An 18186-nucleotide genomic window follows, 5' to 3' on the forward strand; every position below is an offset into this window, starting at 1 on the left:
GCTCCTACCCACGATCGCTTGGCCGAATGGTGTGGAGGATCGTCTTTCCGAGCGCCGACAGAGCGAAATCCTTCGCCGCCACCGCCGTCCGGTTCTTCGTATCGAGGATCGGATTGATCTCGACGAGCTCCAGGCTGATCAGCGCCCCCGAGGCCGCCGCCATCTCCATCACCGTGTGCGCCTCGCGATACGTGAGCCCGCCCTCCACGGGCGTCCCCACCCCCGGGCACACGGACGGATCCGTTCCGTCGACGTCGAAGGAGAGATGAAAGCCGACGGTCCCACGCGTCACGTGGGCAATCGCCTGCTCCATCACGGCTCGAATGCCGCGCTCATCGACCTCCCGCATGGTGAAGCAAGCCACGTCGCTGTCGCGAACGCTTTCGGCTTCGGCGCGATCCACGTCCCGGATCCCGATCATCGCGACCCGCGCCGAGTCCACCATCGGAACCTGCCCACTCAGCTGCGTGAGCGCGCTCGGGCCGGACCCTGTAATGGCCGCGAGCGGCATCCCGTGCACGTTCCCGGACTCGGTGGTTTCCGGAGTGTTCATGTCGGCGTGCGCATCGAACCAGATGACGCCGATGCGCCCGTCCTGCGCATGGACGTGCTCGACGACTCCCGCCACCGTTCCGACCGCGATCGAATGGTCCCCGCCGACCACGAGCGGAAAGTGCCCTTCGTCCAGGGCCTTGCGCACTTCGTCCGAAAGGAGGCCGCAAGCCTCGGCAATCTCGGGGAGGAACTTCGCCGTGGGGTCCAGGGGGACCCTGGACTTCGGAGTCTGCACCGGGATGTCTCCCCGATCGACGAACTCGAGACCCAGGGACCGAATCCCCTCTTCGATCCCTGCGAGTCGAAAGGCACTGGGTCCCATGTCCACGCCCCGTCGATTGCCTCCGAGGTCCATGGGAACGCCGATCAGCGAAACGGTGGTAGGAGTCGGTTGCGTCACGGGCAGGTCTCGTCGAAGCGAGTGGGGCTTGGGGGGGAAGGAAGGGAGACGCGGGGCAGATCCGAAGAGCCGGACCCCACGCCGGTGAGACTATCGAGTCCTGGCGCCGAGGGCGCCAAGGATGGCACCGCGAAGCGCCGGGAGTTCCGCTCCGCTCGTCGTTCCGAGTCGGCGCTGGAGGTCCTGGACGGCGGGAAGCCCACCCCATTCGCCGATCGCGTAGCCAAGGCGCATGATATCGCTCTCGGTCGCGGTCGGAGGAGGGTCCGTGACCCAGTCCAGCAGGGTCGCCTCCCCGTAGGTAGCCCGCACGCAGCCTGCGGCCAGGACGGATTGATTGAGCGGCAGTGTCCAGACGGCCGCCTGCAGGAGCGGCTCCGGCGCACGATGCCCCGCCCGCGCCAGCGCCACCGCAAGCTCCGCGTTCATCTTGTACGCCGACTCACGCGGGAACATGCGTGCCAGGAGCTTGACGTCATCTCCATGGGAGATGCGAGCGAGGCCCCGGACGCCCCGGTGGGCCTCCGGCATGATGGGGCTGATGAGCGGGAGTTCGTGCCGAAGCGCATCGGAGCCGATGAGCGCACCGTGGATCAAGAGCAACGAATCTGCGGCCGCGCGGTCCGCGCCGTCGAGGTTCGGCGCGATCGTTTCCACGAAGCGCATCACGTTCTGGTCGGGGGCGAAACGCTCGAGGATCTCGAAGAGGAAAGACGCGACCTGGGGCGGACGGTCCTCGTAGGGGATCGCGAGCAAATCGATCGCTTTCTCGGCCCCGATCTGACTCCCCATGCGGATCAGCGCGCCGATGGCGCTGGCCTTCACCCAGGGATCGGGATCGTCGCACATCTGCTTCATCCGCTCGAGGTAGTCCTCGAGTTCGACCGCCGCCGCAGCGTAGAGCGAATACGCGCGATAGTTCGGATCCGGATGACGGAACCCCTCGTCGAGGATCTCCTTGAACTGCTTGTCCTCGCGATAGAGGAGCCCGGCAGCGATCCACCGCGTGGGTGAATTCTCGAGCGCCATCGACTTCAGAAGCGTCCTCGGAAACACCGAGTGCAACTCGTTGTTGAGTACGGTGACGACCACCCAGCGCCATTCCTTGAGGTCCTGTGGGACCCAAACCCCGGAGTCGATCAACATCTCGACCTCGAGTGGCATCAACTGAATGGACTCGACGATTCTCGGGGTCCCCTCGCCCTCGAGGAGAATCTCGAGCATGTGGTCCTTGGCTCCCGGGAAGTCGAGCTCACGGGTGAGCTGGAGCGTCACCGCCTCGAGGAAGATCTTGTTCTGGGCGAGCTCCTTCATGAGCGTCGCTCCCCAGACCTTTCCGTCCACGACGCCGTAGGTGCGCCCTGCGCCCCAGCGAAGTTCGTACAGCCGGCGGTAAGACTTCGGCGCTTCCGATCCGCGAGGATCGGCGTGGTGGGCGAGGATCTGACGCGCCTCGGGCGCCGTTTCGTCCGCGCTGCCCGCGATGCGCGCCACCGTTTGGCGCGCGGCTTGACTTCCGGTTCGGACGAGCCCGACGAGGGCCGCTGTCCGGACGAGGGGATCGGGATCGTCGGCCAGCGCGATCAGTCGGTCCATGGAGGCGCCGTCCAGCCCGCGCTCGCCCAGCTCGCCCAGCGCGTAGGCAGCCGCCGCGCGCTCGTAGGACAGATGGTCCAGGGCCGTTTCGTCCAGAAGGTAAGAGCGCCCACGCACCGACCCTGAAGCCCCCAGGGCCACGATGGCCGTGGAGCGGCCGTAATCGCCGGGAGACAGCTCTTCGAGATCGAGGCGAGCGAAGTCAGCGGACCGTTTGTCGAAGCTGACACGAGCGTCGCGCGCCACGAAATCGGCCGACTCCTCCACCGCGACGCTGTCGACCGTCTGGGGAGCCGGGGCCGCGGCCGTCGCCGTCTCCGCCGTGGCGAAACAGCCCCATACGAACGCCCCCAGGAAGGCCCCAAGGTAGGCCCCCAGGTAGGCTCGGAGCGGCCGAGACGACTTGATCGCGAACATCGACGATGTGGAGTGATGGAACATGCGGTGGGAGACGGTCTTGCGCGTTTACTCGGGCGAACCCAGAAGTGCGATGAGTTCGTCGCGCCTGGCGTCACGGGTGGACTCCTGGCGGGCCTCCAGGTTGAGTCGCAGCAGAGGCTCCGTGTTCGACATCCGAACGTTGAACCACCACCAATCATCGTCGCCGAGGTCGCCGAACTCCACCGTGATTCCATCGAGCTCGTCCTGGCGTCCCTCGCTATACCGCGCCTTGAGTTCCGCGATGGCGGCCTCCTTGTCCTCCACCACGAAGTTGATCTCACCGGTAGCGTGGTAGCGGCGCAGGTTCTCAACGAGCTTGGAGAAAGGCTTCCCCTGGTTCGTCGGCCTGGAGAGGAGGTTCAGCGCGGACACCATGGCGAGCGCGCCCGAGTCGCAGACGTAGTTGTCACGGAAATAGAAGTGACCGGACAGTTCCCCGGCGAAGATGGCGTTGTTCTTACGCATCGTCGCCTTGATGAAGCTGTGTCCGACGCGGTCGCGCAGCGCAATGCCACCGAGGCGCTGAATTTCTTCCTTCACCACCCACGAAGACCGAAGGTCGTAGACGATGTGAGCGCCCGGCTCACGCTCGAGGAATTCGCCTGCGAGCAGCGCCGTCATCAGATCCGCGGGCACCGTCTTGCCGGTCTCATCGACGAAGCAGCAGCGGTCAGCATCCCCGTCGAACCCGACGCCGATCGCCGCGGACTCGGCCTTCACCAGCTCGCGCACGTCGTCGAGGTTCTCTTCCTTGATCGGGTTCGCTTCGTGGTTCGGGAAGGTCCCATCGGGCTCCATGAAAATCGACTTCGCGTGCGCCTTCGGGAGTCGAGGAAGGATCCTGGGAAGCGTGTGCCCCGCCATCCCGTTGGCGGCGTCGATGCAGATCGACACGTCGTTCGGCATGTCGCTGAACGAACTCACGTGCTTCGCGTAGTCCTCGAGCAGATCGATCACTTCCAGTCCACCGCGCGTCTCCGCGGTCAAGCCGGGGTAGTCACCCGCACACATCCTCTCGATGTCCGCGATTCCGTTGGCCTTCGAGATCGGTGTCGCACCCCGGCCGCAGAGCTTCATCCCGTTGTACTCACCGCCGTTGTGGCTGGCCGTCACGCAGAGGCCACCGTCGACGTCCTGACTTCCAATGGCGAAGTAGGTCATCGGCGTCGAGGCAAGACCGATGGACACGACGTCCGCACCGGCATCCCGCATGCCGTTCATCACGGCCTCCGCGATCTCAGGGGAGTGAACGCGCATGTCCTGGCCGACGAGAAGTCGCTTGGCCTTCAGCAACGTTGCGAAGGCGTGGCCGATCTTGGCGGCGGTGGCGGCGTCGAGTTCGGACGGAACGATCCCACGAATGTCGTAGGCCTTGAAGATTCCCATGGGGCTCGGTGAGTCGTTAAGAGGGCGGGTGGTGGCGGATGGCTGACCAACAGGTTACAGCACCGGGACGCCACGTTCTCGCTCATCGACACCTCTTTGACGACCCTTGAGGGCCTACTGGCAGGCCGCTGGGCCACCACCAGCGGCGGTTCAGCCTTTGGTGAGGAAGTTGTCACCCTCGCGGCGCCACCAGGCGCGCCATTGCTCGATGCGCTTCTTCATCTCCAGCTCGCGCGCCGTTGGATCGAACCCGAAGTTTTTTCCCGTGAGGGTTCGCAGCGCGTCGCGCGCCGCCTCTCGAACCGTCCACCTTTCGTCCCCCAATCGATCGATCAGGTGCGGAACGGCCGGCTTGTAGCCGAGATCCCCCAGCCCCTGGACGCTGACCATCCGGACGAAGCTATCGGAATCCGTCAGCATCGGAAGAATGTACTCCGCGACCGCAGGGTCCCCGGTCTCGGCCAGTTCGAGGACCGCCGTCAGCCGCTGGGCCTCATCGGGATTGGCGAGGTCTGGAAGCAGCGTCGCCCAGGCCGCCGTCGGAGCGGCTCCCGCCGCCTGGCCTCCTCCTGCCGCGGGACCTCCGCGCCCGGCGTTGTCGGCAGCCGCCGCCGCCCCCGGTACCTGACCCGCCATGAGCTGCCCCGATGCGACGAGCGCCCCCGCTTCGCGGATCCGCTCGCGCAACTCGACCAGGCTATCCCCGTGGAATTGAACCACTTTCTGGAGGCTGGCGATCTCTGCGTCCCGCTCGTCGATCGCCTTCCTGGCCTCCGCCCGGGCATCCTCCAGCTTCTGTCGGGTCGTATCCAGAACGGCCCGGAGCTCGGTCGCCTGCGCCTCCGCCGTCGCCAGTCGAGAATGAAGCGATGTCACTTCGGCCGAGATCTCCTTCCTGACCCCCGTGGCCGCGTCGCCCGCCGCCGCCACGGCTCCTTGGATCCTTCCCTCGAGCGGCTGCAAGATCCCTGCTCGCTCGCGCCGGACCTGATCCACGGCGGCCAGGGAGGCGTGCCCGGTGGCCTGGACGGACGCCTCGACGCGATCCAGCCGTTCCGCGAGCAGCAAACCGCCCGTCCCAGCGGCGGCGAGCGCTCCCGTGGCGACGAAAAGCGCCGCTGCCCCGGCCCAGGAAGCGCGCTGAGGCGCCATGGGCCCTTCGTGATCGAGACCCATCCCGCTCGCCGCGCCTCCCCCATGATGATCCTTCCCTCCGTGATGGGTCATCGCCGTGGAGGCCCGTGAGGACCCCGGAGTCGCTCCCTCGAGCCCGGGCGCCGCCGGAAAGCCCACCGACCCTGCCCGTTCAGCGACTCTTCCGGTCGTCGCATCGGTGCCGGCAGACCCGCCCCCCATCGCCCGTTCGCAGCTGGCGCAGATCACCTTCCCCTTCCGCATGAAGGCCCGCCCCAGCGCGAAATCGGAGGCGGGGACGGATTCGTTGCAGAGGTCGCAGAAGCGAATATCCATGGGATCAGGCGGGGGTTTTTGACGCAGCGAGGGATGACGCCGCAGTGGCCAGCTCGGCGGGGAAGCGACTTCCGGACGCGATACCGAACGACCATAGGCTCAAATCCGGATCGGTCGCGACGATTTTCGACGCCTCATTCCATCGGCCGTGCAGTGAGCATGGGTCTACAGGGACTATACACGCCCCAAATTCATGCCGAGCGATCGGAGCCTCACCACGCCCGAAAGACGTATCCTTGGCCCTCGATGATGGACGCCCTTCGAATCCCGCCCGACTGCTCGGCCAAGTTCGACCGTATCGGTGAAGAGTTTCTCGCTGCGATCTACAGCGCGGCGACCGACCGACAGCCGCACAACGTGGAGGTGCTGGCCGAGCTCGGTCACGTCTACACGCGTCTCGGCCGTTACCAGGATGGGCTCGAGGTCGATCACAAGCTCGTGCGGTTCGCGCCCGAGGATCCGACGATCCGCTACAACCTCGCGTGCAGCCAGGCACTTCTCGGTCTCCACGACGAGGCCTGCAGTACCCTCGAGACCGCGCTGGAACTCGGCTATGACGATCTACACTTCCTGACGGAGGACGAGGATCTGAGATCACTGCGGGGCTATCCGCGCTTCGAAGAGCTCCTACGTAAGATCAAGGCCCCCGACTCCGGCATACAGGATTCCTGAAGACGGGACTCTTCAGCAGCGTCGAGATTCTGCCTCGGGACTAATCTCGATCGAGGAGATCGTCCTGCTGCATCTCGTTCCACCACTGTCGCCAGGCGGTCACGCCCTCGGCACGCTCCTGGTCGGACGCGGTCGCGCTGTAGGGAATCTGAACGTTGGTCCCACGCTTCAGCGCGGCGTAGCACTTCATCCGGGCATACACGTTCGGTGACTCGAGCCCTTCGATCAAGATTGGCACGCCCTCGGTATCACCGAGCATGAGGAGCGCGCGCGCCATCTCGAAGCGGTGCGCCTGATGGCTGATGGTCGAGAGGGGAGCCGCCTGGCGCAGTGGCTCCAGCATCCTCACGTCGCGCTCGGCCGCGATCACCGAGAGGGCGAATGCCTTCTGATTGTTGTCAGAAGACTTCACCATCTCCAGGAGCTTCGGATAAGCGGTCTCGCCGACCGTCTGGAACCAATCGGACAGCCGAACGAAGTCGTCCTCGTTATTGATCTGAGAGACCTCGAGCGCCTTGATTTCGATGTCGCGGGCCAGCGCCGGTGAGGGCTCCAGCCACTGGGGTGTCGCGGACCCGACCAGTTCGGAAGCCGTGGAACTCTTCGTGCTGGAACAAGCGGCCACCAGCACCACGGCGACCGCCCAGAAAGCCGAGCGGAGGGCCGGGCGGACCTGGCAGGCCGTTCGAACGATAGAACCAGAGGAGCGACGGGCAGGGAGCGGAGGAGTCATCGGAAATACGCGGGTCGGGGCCGGGCCCACCTCGAGGGAACCCGGGAGGGGGGATGCAATGAAGGGATCATCGGTGTCATCGGCCGATTACGGGGAACCCTTGCGCCCCGGACGACCGAAAGCACGGACGACCGAAAGCACGGACGACCGAAAGCCCGGACGATCAGAAGCCCGGACGAGGCGTCCACCACGCCGGGCCTGAAAGCGATCGGCCCTCGCGATGAGCTACCGGCCGCGACAGGCCATGGCCGCTCCGGTGAAGAGCGACCCGAGCCCGGCCAGAAGGAGCCACGGCAGCACGGGGTGACCACGCTGCTCATCGTCCCCGGAGAACGGAGTCTCTTCCTGACGCCGATCGCCCCCATCGAGGTCCTTGCCTCGCGCGGCGGCCAGAAGCGCCGGCGCGACCCGGTCCCGTCCAGCCCATCGCGCCTCCTGAGACCCCGGAGCCCCCATGAGAAACGGACCGGCCACGACCTCACCATCGGGCTCCGGGGCGACCAGGGAAACCCTGAATTCGGTTCCGCCGGGCTGGTCGAGTAGGACGTCAGGCGCGCCGACGACTCGCTCCGTTCGCGGATCCCGCGCGCCAGGGTTAAAGCGAACGGGCACCTTGATCCGGGTTCCGCTCGCCCCGCCTGCTCCACCCCTGGGATCCGGGCCGATTTCGAACTCGGCGATCAGGTCGAGGGGCAAGGTGGGGACCAGGTCCTCGAAGTGCAGGACAGGACCGCCATCCCCGGCCCCGGCTCCCAGGAGCCGCGACGCATCCTCGACCCACGCCGCCGTCGGCTCCCGTTCGTTCTGCCCCGCGCTGAGCTCCTCGTCCGCCACGTCGCGCAGGCGCGCGGCGGTCCGGAAGATGGGAGCGATCCAGTCCGAGCGCGCGCGCAGCCCCGGCACCCACTGGCTGACCGGAAGGCCGACCGCGCGGTCCGCGTCCTCGTCGACGAGCGGCGCGGCCAACCCAACGGTCAAGCCACGACCGCGCGCCGCCGCCGCCGCGAACGTGGCCGTTCTTCCCTGGAGCTTGAGGGCTTCCGACGCGAGCTGCAGCAGTGGGTTGGCTCCCTCCGCGGGTCTCCCGGGGAGGGCCCGCGCGATGACGATCGGATCCACCGAGGGCAGCGCGGCCTCGATCCCTCGCACCATCGGCCCCCACCACTCCGATTCAAGCCCTTCCGAATCGGCAGCGCGGCCATCTCCCACCGAATCGACGACCACGAGCCGCGCCTCCTCGACGACGGAAAGATCGTGGATGACCTCCTGCAAGAGGTCCAGGAGACCTTCGAGTTCGCCGGCGACCACGACTTCCTCCCCCTTCCGCAGGAGCCCCTTCAGGAACGTCACGCCCTTGCCTTCTCCCACGTGGATTGCGACGAAGTCGTCGCGACCCGCCGCGAGCTTCGCGCGCGCGGACTGGCGCCGCTCGTTGATCGAGCGCGTTTCTCCATCGCTGATCAGCACCACGAGACCATCGTCAGGGAGCGGCCCCGTGGCGCCTTCGGGATCGTGGTGCTCACGCGACTCGCGCGCCCGCGCCAGCTCGAAGAGTGACGCCACGATATCCGTCGCACCGCCGGGAACACGCATACGCAGGAGACGTTTCAGCGCGTCGTCCCGCTCCTTGGCCACCTCCGGACCGCCGTCGACCTGGGCCGGAAACCGGAGCTCCTCCGGACCCATCTTACGCGTGAAGAAGCGCAGCGAGAGCGTGTCGGTCGAGGGCACGCTGGGCACGAGCTTCCGGAGAGCGTCGCGCATCCTCTGCCAGCGTTCCCCCTCCATGCTGCCCGATCCATCCACGAAGAACACGATATCCCTCGGTGGCTTGGGAGTCAGGTCGGGCTCGAGGGCCGCGATGGCACGCAAGGGCGAGGGATCGATGCTCGTGAGCGGCCAACCCGCTGAATGGATCCAGCCGCCGCCACGCTCGAGGACGAAGCCGACCAGCGCGTCGGCGGGCAGACTCGCGTAGGGGACCTCGACGCTGACCACCGCATCGGGGAGCTCGACCGGCTCAACGGCCAGCGCCTCGCCGAGTTGCGCGGGCGTGACGCCGCGGAACTCGATGCCGTCGAATGCAGGACCGGTGAAGTAGGAAGCAGCGGTGCGGAGCGAGCCCTCGGACGCGCACACCACGACTCGAACCGGATCCCCCACGATCCATCGCGCCGCAGACAGGTCGTTCTCCGGGAACGGATCCGACACCACCCCATCGATACGAACGCGCGCCTGAAAACTCGCCGAGCCTTCCTTCAAACCCGGTACGGAAAGACGCGCGCGAAAAGACCGCGCACTCGCTCCGCGCACGACCCCGCAGGCTGCCTGCGGCACGACGACCTCCGACGTCCCCGCGAGCACGGTCCCGGAGACCTGCCCCTGCTCCGTGAACAGCTCGCGGCCCCGGGTGGCGGAGTCGGTTCCCGTCACCTGAATCTCCCAGTCCACGAAAATCCGGGTCCCCGGGCTGACGGCGGGCCCGAACAGAACGCAGTCGAGTTCGACCGGTACCGTGACGCCGGGCGCGACCTCTTCCGGCGCAATCGTGCGTACCACGCCGAGGTCGACGCGATCCGGCGGCGGCGGTTCGATGAACCCGAGCGTCCAGTCAGGATCCTGCAGGAGCACGGAGCTCGGGTCGGCGCCGGTCGGGACCCCGTCGCCGATCACCACGATCGAACCAGGGGCGCGCCCCTCCTCGGCGAGCAGCGCAGCTGCCGCACGCGCGGCCCCCTCCAGTTCCGTCGCAAGCTCGGACGAACCGCGGCTCTTGCCGTCGAACCAGCGCGGCGTGAGGCTCGCGATGAAGGTCTCCGCGTCCACGGGGCCGACGCGGCGCTCCACCTCGGCATCGAACGTGATCAGCGCGACCTCGTCACCGCGGGCTCGCGCCGCCCTTGCCTCGCCCTCGACCGCGCGAATCGCCCACTTCTTCCAGCCCTGACGTGCTCTCGTCACGCTCGCCGAGGTATCGATGAGCAGCGCTGTCACGGCGGGCCGCGTGAACGCCTCGTCCTCGGTTCCCTCCGAGGGCATCCGGAAGAACCACGCGCCCACGGCAGCGACGCCCAGGAGCGCCGCGCCGAGCTTCATGAGGTCGAGCCCGAGCCCCGGCCGCATCAGCGCGCGACTTCGAGGGCTTCCGGCGACTCCTGGCTGCGGGCGGCCGATTCGATCCAGCCTCCTCCAAGCGAGAGCTCCGTGCCGGCATGGGCCGCCTCGTCGAGTTCGTAGAACGCCGCCCCTTGACCGGGCGCGACGGCCATTTGCGGCTCGTCGAACGTGACGATTCCGCGGGTCCCCATGTCGTTCAGCTCCACCGTGGCTGGTGCCGCGTCGTGGCGATAGCGCACTTGCACAGCGCAGCGGAACGAGCCGCCGAGCGGAGCGTCGAAGCCCAGCCAGTTGAGATCGTCCACCACCATCGATGGCGCCTTGCAGTCCGCCTCGGTACCGACGACGACCAGCCCTTCTTCTGGATGGATCTCGACGACGTACATCGGGATTCCGACGGCGACGCCGTGACCGCGGCGCTGGCCGATCGTGAAGTGCTCGGTGCCTTCGTGCTCTCCGTGATCGCGGCCGTACACGTCCACGATGCGGCCGGGGTGCAGCTCGACGCCGCGCTCCTTCAGGAGACGGCGGTAGTCGTTCGAAGGCACGAAGCAGATCTCCTGGCTGTCCTTCTTCGCGTAGGTACGAATGCCCGCCTGCTCGGCCAGAGCGCGAACCTCGACCTTCTCCATATCGCCCAGCGGAGTCGCCGTACGCTTGAGGTCCTTCTCCTTGACGGAGAAGAGCTGGTAGGACTGATCCTTCGTCCGGTCGACGCCCCGGCGCAGGCGAACGCGTCCGTCCTCCACCGAGATACGCGCGTAGTGCCCGGTCGCGACGCCGGCGCACCCGAGTTCCTCCGCGAAGTCGAGGAGCTTACCCATCTTGAGGTCGCGATTGCAGACCGCGCACGGATTGGGCGTGCGGCCGCGCCCGTACTCCGAGACGAAGTACTGGATCACGTCCTGGAACTCGGCCGACAGGTCCATCGCCTGGAAGGGAATGCCGAGCTTGGCCGAAACCATGCGTGCGTCGCGGGCGTCACCCAGGGAGCAGCACGACTTCTTGGACACTTCGGACTCCTTGATGTCGACGCCGTTCCGCATGAAGAGGCCCACGAGATCGTGACCCGCCTCGCGGAGCATGTAGGCAACCGCCGAACTGTCCACGCCGCCGCTCATGGCGACGACGAGCCTTTGGGAGGGTGAGAATTGGGTCCGCATTCGAGGAAAGTCCAGGCAGTCGAGGGCGCTGCTTCCGGGGAAGACCCCATCCTAGTAGGCTCCCGCCTCCAAGTTTGCGTCCCTTCGACGTCGCAGACTTGTCCTGTCCCGACAAAATCCCCCATCGGGCCGCCGCCCGCGACTCTGACGGAGTCCAGAAGCAGCCCCAAAGAGCCCTCACGCACACCGTTCCATGACCGCCTTTTCACTCCTTCTCGACGGCGCCACGATCGCCATGACCAGCTCCGTCGCGTCTTCCACCGGATTCGACTCCGCATCGCCGGCCTTCTCCCTCTCGCAGGCCGCCGGTCCGGGGCAGCCGGGAGCGGCCGTTCAGGGACCCGCGACGCCCGGGACGCCGGGGGCAGATGGCGCGACGGGAGCCGCCACGCCCCAGGGCAACCCGATGCAGAGCCTGATGATGTTCGCGCTGATCGGCGCGGTCATCTGGTTCCTGATCTTCGCTCCGGAGCGCAAGGCCCGGAAGAAGCGCGAGGCCATGCTCGGGGCGGTCAAGAAAGGCGACAAGATCGTGACGACGGGCGGGCTCCATGCGGAGGTCGTGGAGGTCAAGGAGAACACCCTGACCCTCAAGGCGGGGGAGACACGGCTCACGTTCTCTCGGGCTTCTATCCACGAGGTGCTCCAGCCGAAAGAAGAGGCCGCAGGGGCCTGACGGGAGCCCCACGGCGACTGGCCCTCGCGATCGCCCTTCGAATCCTGCCCACCGCGCCGCTCTCCTGGCTGGTGGCGAGGGCGCCAGCCAGGACCGAGGCCAGAACCGGAGCGGCTGGTCGCTGGGACCTGACCCGGAGCGAACTCGGCCTCTTGGGCGAGGAGCTGGCTGCGCGGTTCCTCCGCTCTCGAGGCTGGCGGCTCGTCGGGAGGAATCTCCGGGCAGAAGAAGCGGAACTCGACCTCGTCGGGCTCGATGGACGGACGCTCGTGGTGATCGAGGTGAAAACCGGCTGGTGGCCACTCGCAGGAGCGGAGGCTCCTGGCTCCCTGGCGGGCGAGTGGGCTCGCAGACGACCTGGCGCACGCGTCACCGATCAGGCTCTGGCCCGCCGCCGGAGCGCGGCCCGTCGGCTCGCACGTAGCGAGGGCTTCCCGGGATCCCGCGTGGACGTGGTCGAGGTGATCTCGGGTCGTGGACCGTCGGCGATCGTCCTCCATCACCGCAACTTCACCCCAGGTTCGTTCAGCTCCTCGAACGGAGAGTCTCCCCGCGAGTGAGGCTCCCAACGCAAGAGAGCCCGTCGAGCGCAGGGTGCGCGCGACGGGCTCTCTTGAGGGAAGAGTGGGGTTTTCGGCCCGACTCCTCAGCGGCGCCCTACTCCTCAGCGGCCACCGCGGGCGGGGCTGCGTCATCGAAGCTGGCGCCGAAGATGCCCGCCACGCCCTTCGCGAGGCCGCCAGCGTTGCCGGTGGCGATCGACATCATCACAGGAGCGGCCAGGATCAGGACGAGCGCCGTCAGAATGGCGAAGGCCTTGACCCAGCCCGGCTCCTCCTCGACCTCGGCCGTGGCGGCTGCCACGGCGCTGGTGCGACGCACCGGAGCGGCCGCGGCCGGAGCTGCAGCGCGGCCACCGCGCGATGAGGCGCGACGGCTGGAGGGCGTGATGTCCTCGAGCTCGAGCTCAGGCACCTCTTCCACGTCGTCGACGAGGGTCTCGACGTCGAGTTCTTGGGTGGCCATGCCGGTGTCGCCACCGAGGTCGGTGTCGTCTTCGAAGACGAGCTCATCCACGGTATCGCCGAGGTCGACGACGTCGCGGTCGAGCTCGGCGCGGAGGTTCTCCACGTCTGCACGGCGCAGCTTCATGGTGTCGCCTTTACGGAATGCGCGGATCTCGCCTTCCGAGACGAGGCGCTTGAGCTCTTCTTCTTTGAGCTTCAGCTCATCGAGGGCTTCATCGAAGCTATAGAAATCGTCAGCCACAGGGACTCCTTGGGGGGATCTCGTAAGTAGGGAAACGGGTCGTTCAGTCAGAGTCGTGCGACGCAAGGGCTTCGGGGGGGAAGCCTTCGCAGCGCGCGATGGAAGAGAATCAGCGCGGCACGCCGGAGGGCGCGGTCCGCGAGTTGTCGGTGCTGTTGTTGAAGCGGCGCTCGAGGTCCTTGTAGGTGAGCGGCTGCTTGTCGACCTCGGTGCGGTCGTTGAGGCCGTCCAGCTGGAGGTCGAGGCTGATGTTGCGGGCGCCCACGAGCTTGACGTTCTGGGTGCCGGGAGCACCTCCTGAAGCCTGATAAACCGCGAGCTGCTTGTCGATCGTATCGACCAGATAGAGCACGGATTGCCCGGTGATGTCGTTGCCGGTCACCGCGATCATGCGGTTGTTCGAATCGCCCGTCACGCCGCTGCTCGTCACGGGCAGCGGTCGAACGAGATCGTTCTGGGAGCTGTTCCCGTTGGCGCCCTGGACAGCCGCAGGCGCTCCAAGGAGCAGCGAGGGAGCTGGCGCGATCGGAAGGGGAGCTGCCGAGGCGATAGGGCTCGAGAGCCGTGCCTGGGCAGAATCCAGAAGGGTGAGCGCACCGAGGGCGCAGGCCACACCGGCTCCGAACCAGGCGATGCGCTGGGCGCGTGCTCCGACGGAAGACGGGGCGGGATTCGAGGCTGTGGAGGTTCTCATGGGGCGCGCTAGCGTAACGTCCCGGGCTGGTTGCGGCCACCGCGCGAAAAAAAGCGTTTTGCGCCCGCTCATGCCACGACGACCCCCGAGATGCTGTCGAGCAGGTCGTTCACGGAGACCACGCCCCGAACCTCCTCTCCCTGGACCACCAGCCCGATCCGCCTTCCCGCCGCCCGGAACTTCCCGAGCGCGGCATCGATGGATTCGTCCGCCGAGAGCTGAAGCATCGGGCGCACCCGCTCCAGAACGTCCGGGGGCGGGCCTTCCCCGGCCCGTGACCAGTTGTGAAGCACCTCCAGCTGGTGGACGTACCCGGCCACGTGATCGGGCCGAATGGTGCCCTGGAAGTCCACCACGACGGGCAGACGGCTGAATTTCGAGGCCAGGAGCTGCTCGAAGAGCTTCTCCCGGGGAACCGGATCGTCCAACGATCGGCGCAGGTAGCCGACCTCCTCCCAGGGGACCATCACCTCGCTGACCGGCACCGATTTGAGCCTCAGCGCGTTGCTGGCCAGGGCCTCCGCCCGCTCGGACAGCGCCCCGTGCCTTCTGCCCTCCGCCAGGAATCCGAGCACCGCGTCCCGGCCTGCGAGCGGCGAAACTTCGCTGTCCTCCAGGCCCAGGATCCTCTCCAGGGCGAGGGTAGCGAGGCGGAGAATTCGCTCCAGCGGCCAGAAAACGACGCGCGAAAGCGCGATGAGAGGCGCCGCGAGCCCCGTCAGAGCGTGGGGCCGCTGGCGAAAGATGTCCTTCGGCAGCGCCTCGCCGAAGAGAAAGACGAGAGGCGTCAGGACGACCGTCACGAGGATGGCGGCGGTGGCACCGGAATCGCTGACGCCCAGCCAGGCCATCGCGAGGGACTCCCCCACATGGGTCGCCAGCTCCAGCGCCAGGTTGTTGCCGACCAGAATCGTCACGAGCAGGGCTCCTTCGTTCCGGAGCAGCCACTGCATGAGCTGCGCCCGGCGTGAACCGCCCTGCGCGTCGAGGTCGACCTGGACCGCCGAGACCGAGTAGAAGCCGATCTCCGAGCCGGAGTAGACCGCGCTGAACCCGATGAGCACGGCCAGCAAGACGATTTCGAGGGCGATTTCCATCAACTGACTCCTGCACCCGAGCGACGACTGGGGAGCATGAAGGTCCGGCCCTGGGCGCGGCTCCAGAGGGTCACCGTGAACACGCGCCGGCCGCGCACCTGATCGATCTCGGCCACCAGCCCGCCGCCGAGCTCCACCGTATCGCCCGCCTTCGGAAGCCGCCCGAGCGCCGCCGTAACGAAGCCCCCCACGGTTTCGAAAGCGCCCGGGAAGATCGCCACCCCGAGGGTCTCGTTCCAATCTCGAACCGAGAGTCCACCCGACACGCGATAGCGCCCCTCGCCGAGCGGAACGACCTCGTCGATCGCCTCCTCGTCTTCGACCCGGATGTCACCGACGAGTTCTTCGAAGACCGCTTCGAGAGTCACCACCCCTGCGGTCCCGCCCCACTCGTCGACGACCACGGCCTCCGTCACCCTGTCGATGTGGAAGCTGGAGAGCAGGGACACGAGTCGCGCCACCTCCGGCACGAACTTGACGGGCATCACCAGCGATTCCGGTGAACGGTCCGGCTTGACGAGCAGGTCACGCACCTGGATGCCGCCGGCGATGTTGTCGGCGCTCCCTCGGACCGCGATCATCCAGGTGACGCGCTCGCGCCGCGACTCATCGAGCACGCGACGACGCTCGCCGTCCTGATCCTCGGCCTCCAGATCGAAGATGACGAGATCCACCCTGGGCGTCATCGCCTCGCGAACACGCAAGTGCTCCAGCTCGACGATTTCACCGAGCAGGTCCGCCTCGTTGGCGCCGAGAACCCCCGCCGTTCGACTGCGCTCCAGAACGTCCGCGAGCGCCTCCGGCGTCACCCCCTGCTCGGTGCGCTCGTTCTCGCCGAGGACGCGATGGGACAGCTCCAGCACGAACCCCACCACGTAGCGCACGGGCCTCAGGAAACGGATCGTCCAGCCGATCGGCGTGGCGGTCACCCGCGCGATGCCGAGGGGCATGCGAAGCGCCAGCGCCTTGGGAACGATCTCCCCCGTCAACAGAAGAGTGATGAGCGCCAGCAGTCCGCCGAAGAGCGACGCTCCGCCCTGGGCGGCCAGCGGCTCACCGATTCCGAGCTGCCCCTGAAGCTGCGTGAAGGCGCGCGGTGCGATTGCGAAGAAGAGGAGGTTCACGACGAGGTTCGCGAGCAGGATCGAGACGAGCAGCGCGCGCGGGTCCTCCAGAAGTCGCTTCACGCGCTTCGGTGCCCGAGCGAGGTCCCCCTCGCCGAGCTTGAACAGCGCGGTCTCCGAGCTACTGAACGTCCCCGAGAGGAACGCCAGAACGAAAATGGCCACCCAGATCATCCTGTCGTCTCCGCCGGCAGCTCGATCGTCACGCTGAAGCCCATGCCCGCCGAGCTCTCGAGGAGAACGCGTCCACCGTGGGCCGCGACGACGTTGTGAACGATCGCGAGGCCGAGCCCTGTACCCTTGCCCTGTTCCTTCGTCGTGAAGAATGCATCCGCGACTCGATCCATCACCTCTTCGACCACGCCAGGACCGTCATCTGCGCAGACGATCTGAACCGTGTGGTCCGCTCCGGTTTCCATCGTGAGCAGGATACGACCCGGCCCCTTGGTCGCGAGGTTCTCACCACGCGCTTCCTCGATCGCGTCGAGCGCATTGACGAATAGATTGAGCAGCGCCTGGCCGAGTTCGTTCGCGGCGCCGCGGATCTGCGGCAGGGTCGCGAAGGGATCGAGGGCGCCGGGTTCGAAGCCGCTACGCGGTCCGTGCGCCTCGCCTGGACCGGACACGTCGATCGCGACCCCCATGGCTTCGGCGCGGTGCCGAACAAGACCGAGCGCATCGCCCAGGGGTCTCAGAAGCGTCACGCCCTCCAGCAGCGTCTCCCTCGGCGCGAGCCGCAGGAGCCGTCCGACCGTCTCCCCCATTCGGGCAAGTCCGCTGCTCACGAGGCTCAGGTACTCCTTGCGCCGCTCGGGCGAGAGGCTGTCTCGTCCAAGGGCCTCGACTGCGTTGGAGAGCCCGCCCAGCGGATTGTTGAGCTCGTGCGCCACCCCCGCCGCAAGTTCGCCGGTCGCGGCCAGCCGCCGCTGGGTCATCGCCGCTGCCTCGACGGCCTTGACGCGCGCCGTCGCCTCCTCGACCGCGTTCTGCAGGTCGAGGTTGTAGCGCTGCAGGCGACCTGCCATCGCGTTGAAGCCGTGCCCGAGCTCGGCGATTTCGTCGTTCCGCCCCTCGGGGATGTTCACGCGGGCCCGCAGGTTCGCGGACTCCAGGTGCCCGACCACGCCGGCGAGGTGACGCACAGGGTCCAGCACGGTTCGCTGGAGGAGCCACAGGATCAGCGCGGTGAAGAGCGCCATCGTCGCCACGAAGATGAGCGTGAGCTGTTGGTGCGGGAAGTCCCCGATGTCGACCTCCTTGCGTCGGAACCAGACCCCGCCCCATGGTTTCGCCCCGGGCAAGCCGATCGGCGCGGCAGTGCCGAAGGCCGTGGAGACCGACTGCTGCGCTGCGGCCGCGTCCAGGATCATCTGAAGGGCGTTCTGTTCGTCGAAATCAGGCGCGCGCTCGGCTCGCCCCAGCGGATTCAGGAACACGCCAGGAACGACCAGCTCGCGCCTCCCCTCGGCGCCCGTCCTCGCAGGCGGAGCCTCCTCGGGCATCTGCGCGACGATCACGTCGTCGAAGCGTCGCCAGCCGCGCCAGTTCAGCGCCTTGCCGATCCGGATCGCGCCGTCGCGGTCCACGATCTCGTCGAGCTGATCCGCCAGCCATTCGGTGTAGTCCGCGGAGATGGCCCGTTTGTTCTCGCGGGCCGCGTACTCCGTCGCCCCCATCAGCACGAGGAAGGTGACGAGGTTCGCCAGCACGACGGCGATGACGATCGGCGTCCGAAGCGACCTGGCAGGCCCGCTCCTCACGCCATCAGGTACATCCCCTCGGCGCTCGTTCGT

The 18186-nt window shown here is 67.2% G+C and carries 15 protein-coding genes; 3 read left to right on the plus strand and 12 right to left on the minus strand.

Translation table 11 applies throughout. From position 1 onward, the window contains the following. Nucleotides 1-4: 4 nt before the first annotated feature. From rocF to Poly30_RS15470, 4 genes are all read right to left on the minus strand, one after another. On the minus strand, nucleotides 5-955 hold the full coding sequence (gene rocF / locus Poly30_RS15455) for an arginase (protein ID WP_419190229.1): 951 nt from the start codon (nucleotides 953-955) through the stop codon (nucleotides 5-7). A 90-nt stretch (nucleotides 956-1045) separates the two neighbouring features. Then, on the minus strand, nucleotides 1046-2992 hold the full coding sequence (locus Poly30_RS15460; RefSeq protein ID WP_145198862.1) for a HEAT repeat domain-containing protein: 1947 nt from the start codon (nucleotides 2990-2992) through the stop codon (nucleotides 1046-1048). Nucleotides 2993-3016: 24 nt separating this feature from the next. Further along, the gene (locus tag Poly30_RS15465) at nucleotides 3017-4378 is read right to left on the minus strand and encodes a phosphomannomutase/phosphoglucomutase (RefSeq protein ID WP_145198865.1); all 1362 of its coding nucleotides are present in this window, start codon (nucleotides 4376-4378) and stop codon (nucleotides 3017-3019) included. Nucleotides 4379-4528: 150 nt separating this feature from the next. Then, nucleotides 4529-5848, minus strand: coding sequence for a HEAT repeat domain-containing protein (locus tag Poly30_RS15470; protein WP_145198868.1), 1320 nt, complete (start codon nucleotides 5846-5848; stop codon nucleotides 4529-4531). 246 nt (nucleotides 5849-6094) lie between these two features. Between Poly30_RS15470 and Poly30_RS15475 the strand changes: the two genes are divergently transcribed. Next, a complete protein-coding gene (locus tag Poly30_RS15475) occupies nucleotides 6095-6520 on the plus strand; it encodes a TPR end-of-group domain-containing protein (RefSeq protein ID WP_145198871.1) in 426 nt (141 codons plus the stop codon). 40 nt (nucleotides 6521-6560) lie between these two features. On the opposite strand, the gene Poly30_RS15480 is transcribed toward Poly30_RS15475, so the two are convergent. From Poly30_RS15480 to mnmA, 3 genes are all read right to left on the minus strand, one after another. Beyond that, on the minus strand, nucleotides 6561-7253 hold the full coding sequence (locus tag Poly30_RS15480) for a HEAT repeat domain-containing protein (RefSeq protein WP_145198874.1): 693 nt from the start codon (nucleotides 7251-7253) through the stop codon (nucleotides 6561-6563). A 225-nt stretch (nucleotides 7254-7478) separates the two neighbouring features. Continuing rightward, nucleotides 7479-10376: a VWA domain-containing protein gene (locus Poly30_RS15485; protein WP_145198878.1), complete on the minus strand. Its 2898-nt coding sequence runs from the start codon at nucleotides 10374-10376 to the stop codon at nucleotides 7479-7481. After that, nucleotides 10376-11533: a tRNA 2-thiouridine(34) synthase MnmA gene (gene mnmA / locus Poly30_RS15490; protein ID WP_145198881.1), complete on the minus strand. Its 1158-nt coding sequence runs from the start codon at nucleotides 11531-11533 to the stop codon at nucleotides 10376-10378. The genes Poly30_RS15485 and mnmA overlap by 1 nt, the downstream gene beginning before the upstream one ends. A gap of 193 nt (nucleotides 11534-11726) precedes the next feature. Between mnmA and yajC the strand changes: the two genes are divergently transcribed. Further along, nucleotides 11727-12209 carry a preprotein translocase subunit YajC gene (gene yajC / locus Poly30_RS15495; RefSeq protein WP_145198884.1) on the plus strand — a complete coding sequence of 161 codons (483 nt, stop codon included), beginning with the start codon at nucleotides 11727-11729 and terminating at the stop codon, nucleotides 12207-12209. A 71-nt stretch (nucleotides 12210-12280) separates the two neighbouring features. After that, a complete protein-coding gene (locus Poly30_RS15500; protein ID WP_419190230.1) occupies nucleotides 12281-12769 on the plus strand; it encodes a YraN family protein in 489 nt (162 codons plus the stop codon). Between the two features lie 97 nt (nucleotides 12770-12866). On the opposite strand, the gene Poly30_RS15505 is transcribed toward Poly30_RS15500, so the two are convergent. From Poly30_RS15505 to Poly30_RS15525, 5 genes are all read right to left on the minus strand, one after another. Further along, nucleotides 12867-13478: a hypothetical protein gene (locus Poly30_RS15505; RefSeq protein ID WP_145198887.1), complete on the minus strand. Its 612-nt coding sequence runs from the start codon at nucleotides 13476-13478 to the stop codon at nucleotides 12867-12869. A 109-nt stretch (nucleotides 13479-13587) separates the two neighbouring features. After that, nucleotides 13588-14172: a hypothetical protein gene (locus tag Poly30_RS15510; RefSeq protein ID WP_145198890.1), complete on the minus strand. Its 585-nt coding sequence runs from the start codon at nucleotides 14170-14172 to the stop codon at nucleotides 13588-13590. Nucleotides 14173-14240: 68 nt separating this feature from the next. Continuing rightward, nucleotides 14241-15269, minus strand: coding sequence for a CNNM domain-containing protein (locus Poly30_RS15515; RefSeq protein ID WP_145198893.1), 1029 nt, complete (start codon nucleotides 15267-15269; stop codon nucleotides 14241-14243). After that, entirely contained in the window at nucleotides 15269-16558 is a 1290-nt protein-coding gene (locus Poly30_RS15520; RefSeq protein WP_419190231.1) for a hemolysin family protein, read from the minus strand. Before Poly30_RS15520 ends, Poly30_RS15515 begins: the two co-directional genes overlap by 1 nt. Nucleotides 16559-16563: 5 nt before the next feature. Next, a complete protein-coding gene (locus Poly30_RS15525; protein WP_145198899.1) occupies nucleotides 16564-18153 on the minus strand; it encodes a sensor histidine kinase in 1590 nt (529 codons plus the stop codon). Nucleotides 18154-18186 lie beyond the last annotated feature (33 nt).

Origin of the sequence: Saltatorellus ferox (genome assembly GCA_007751475.1) — a bacterium.
Lineage (GTDB): Bacteria > Planctomycetota > UBA1135 > UBA1135.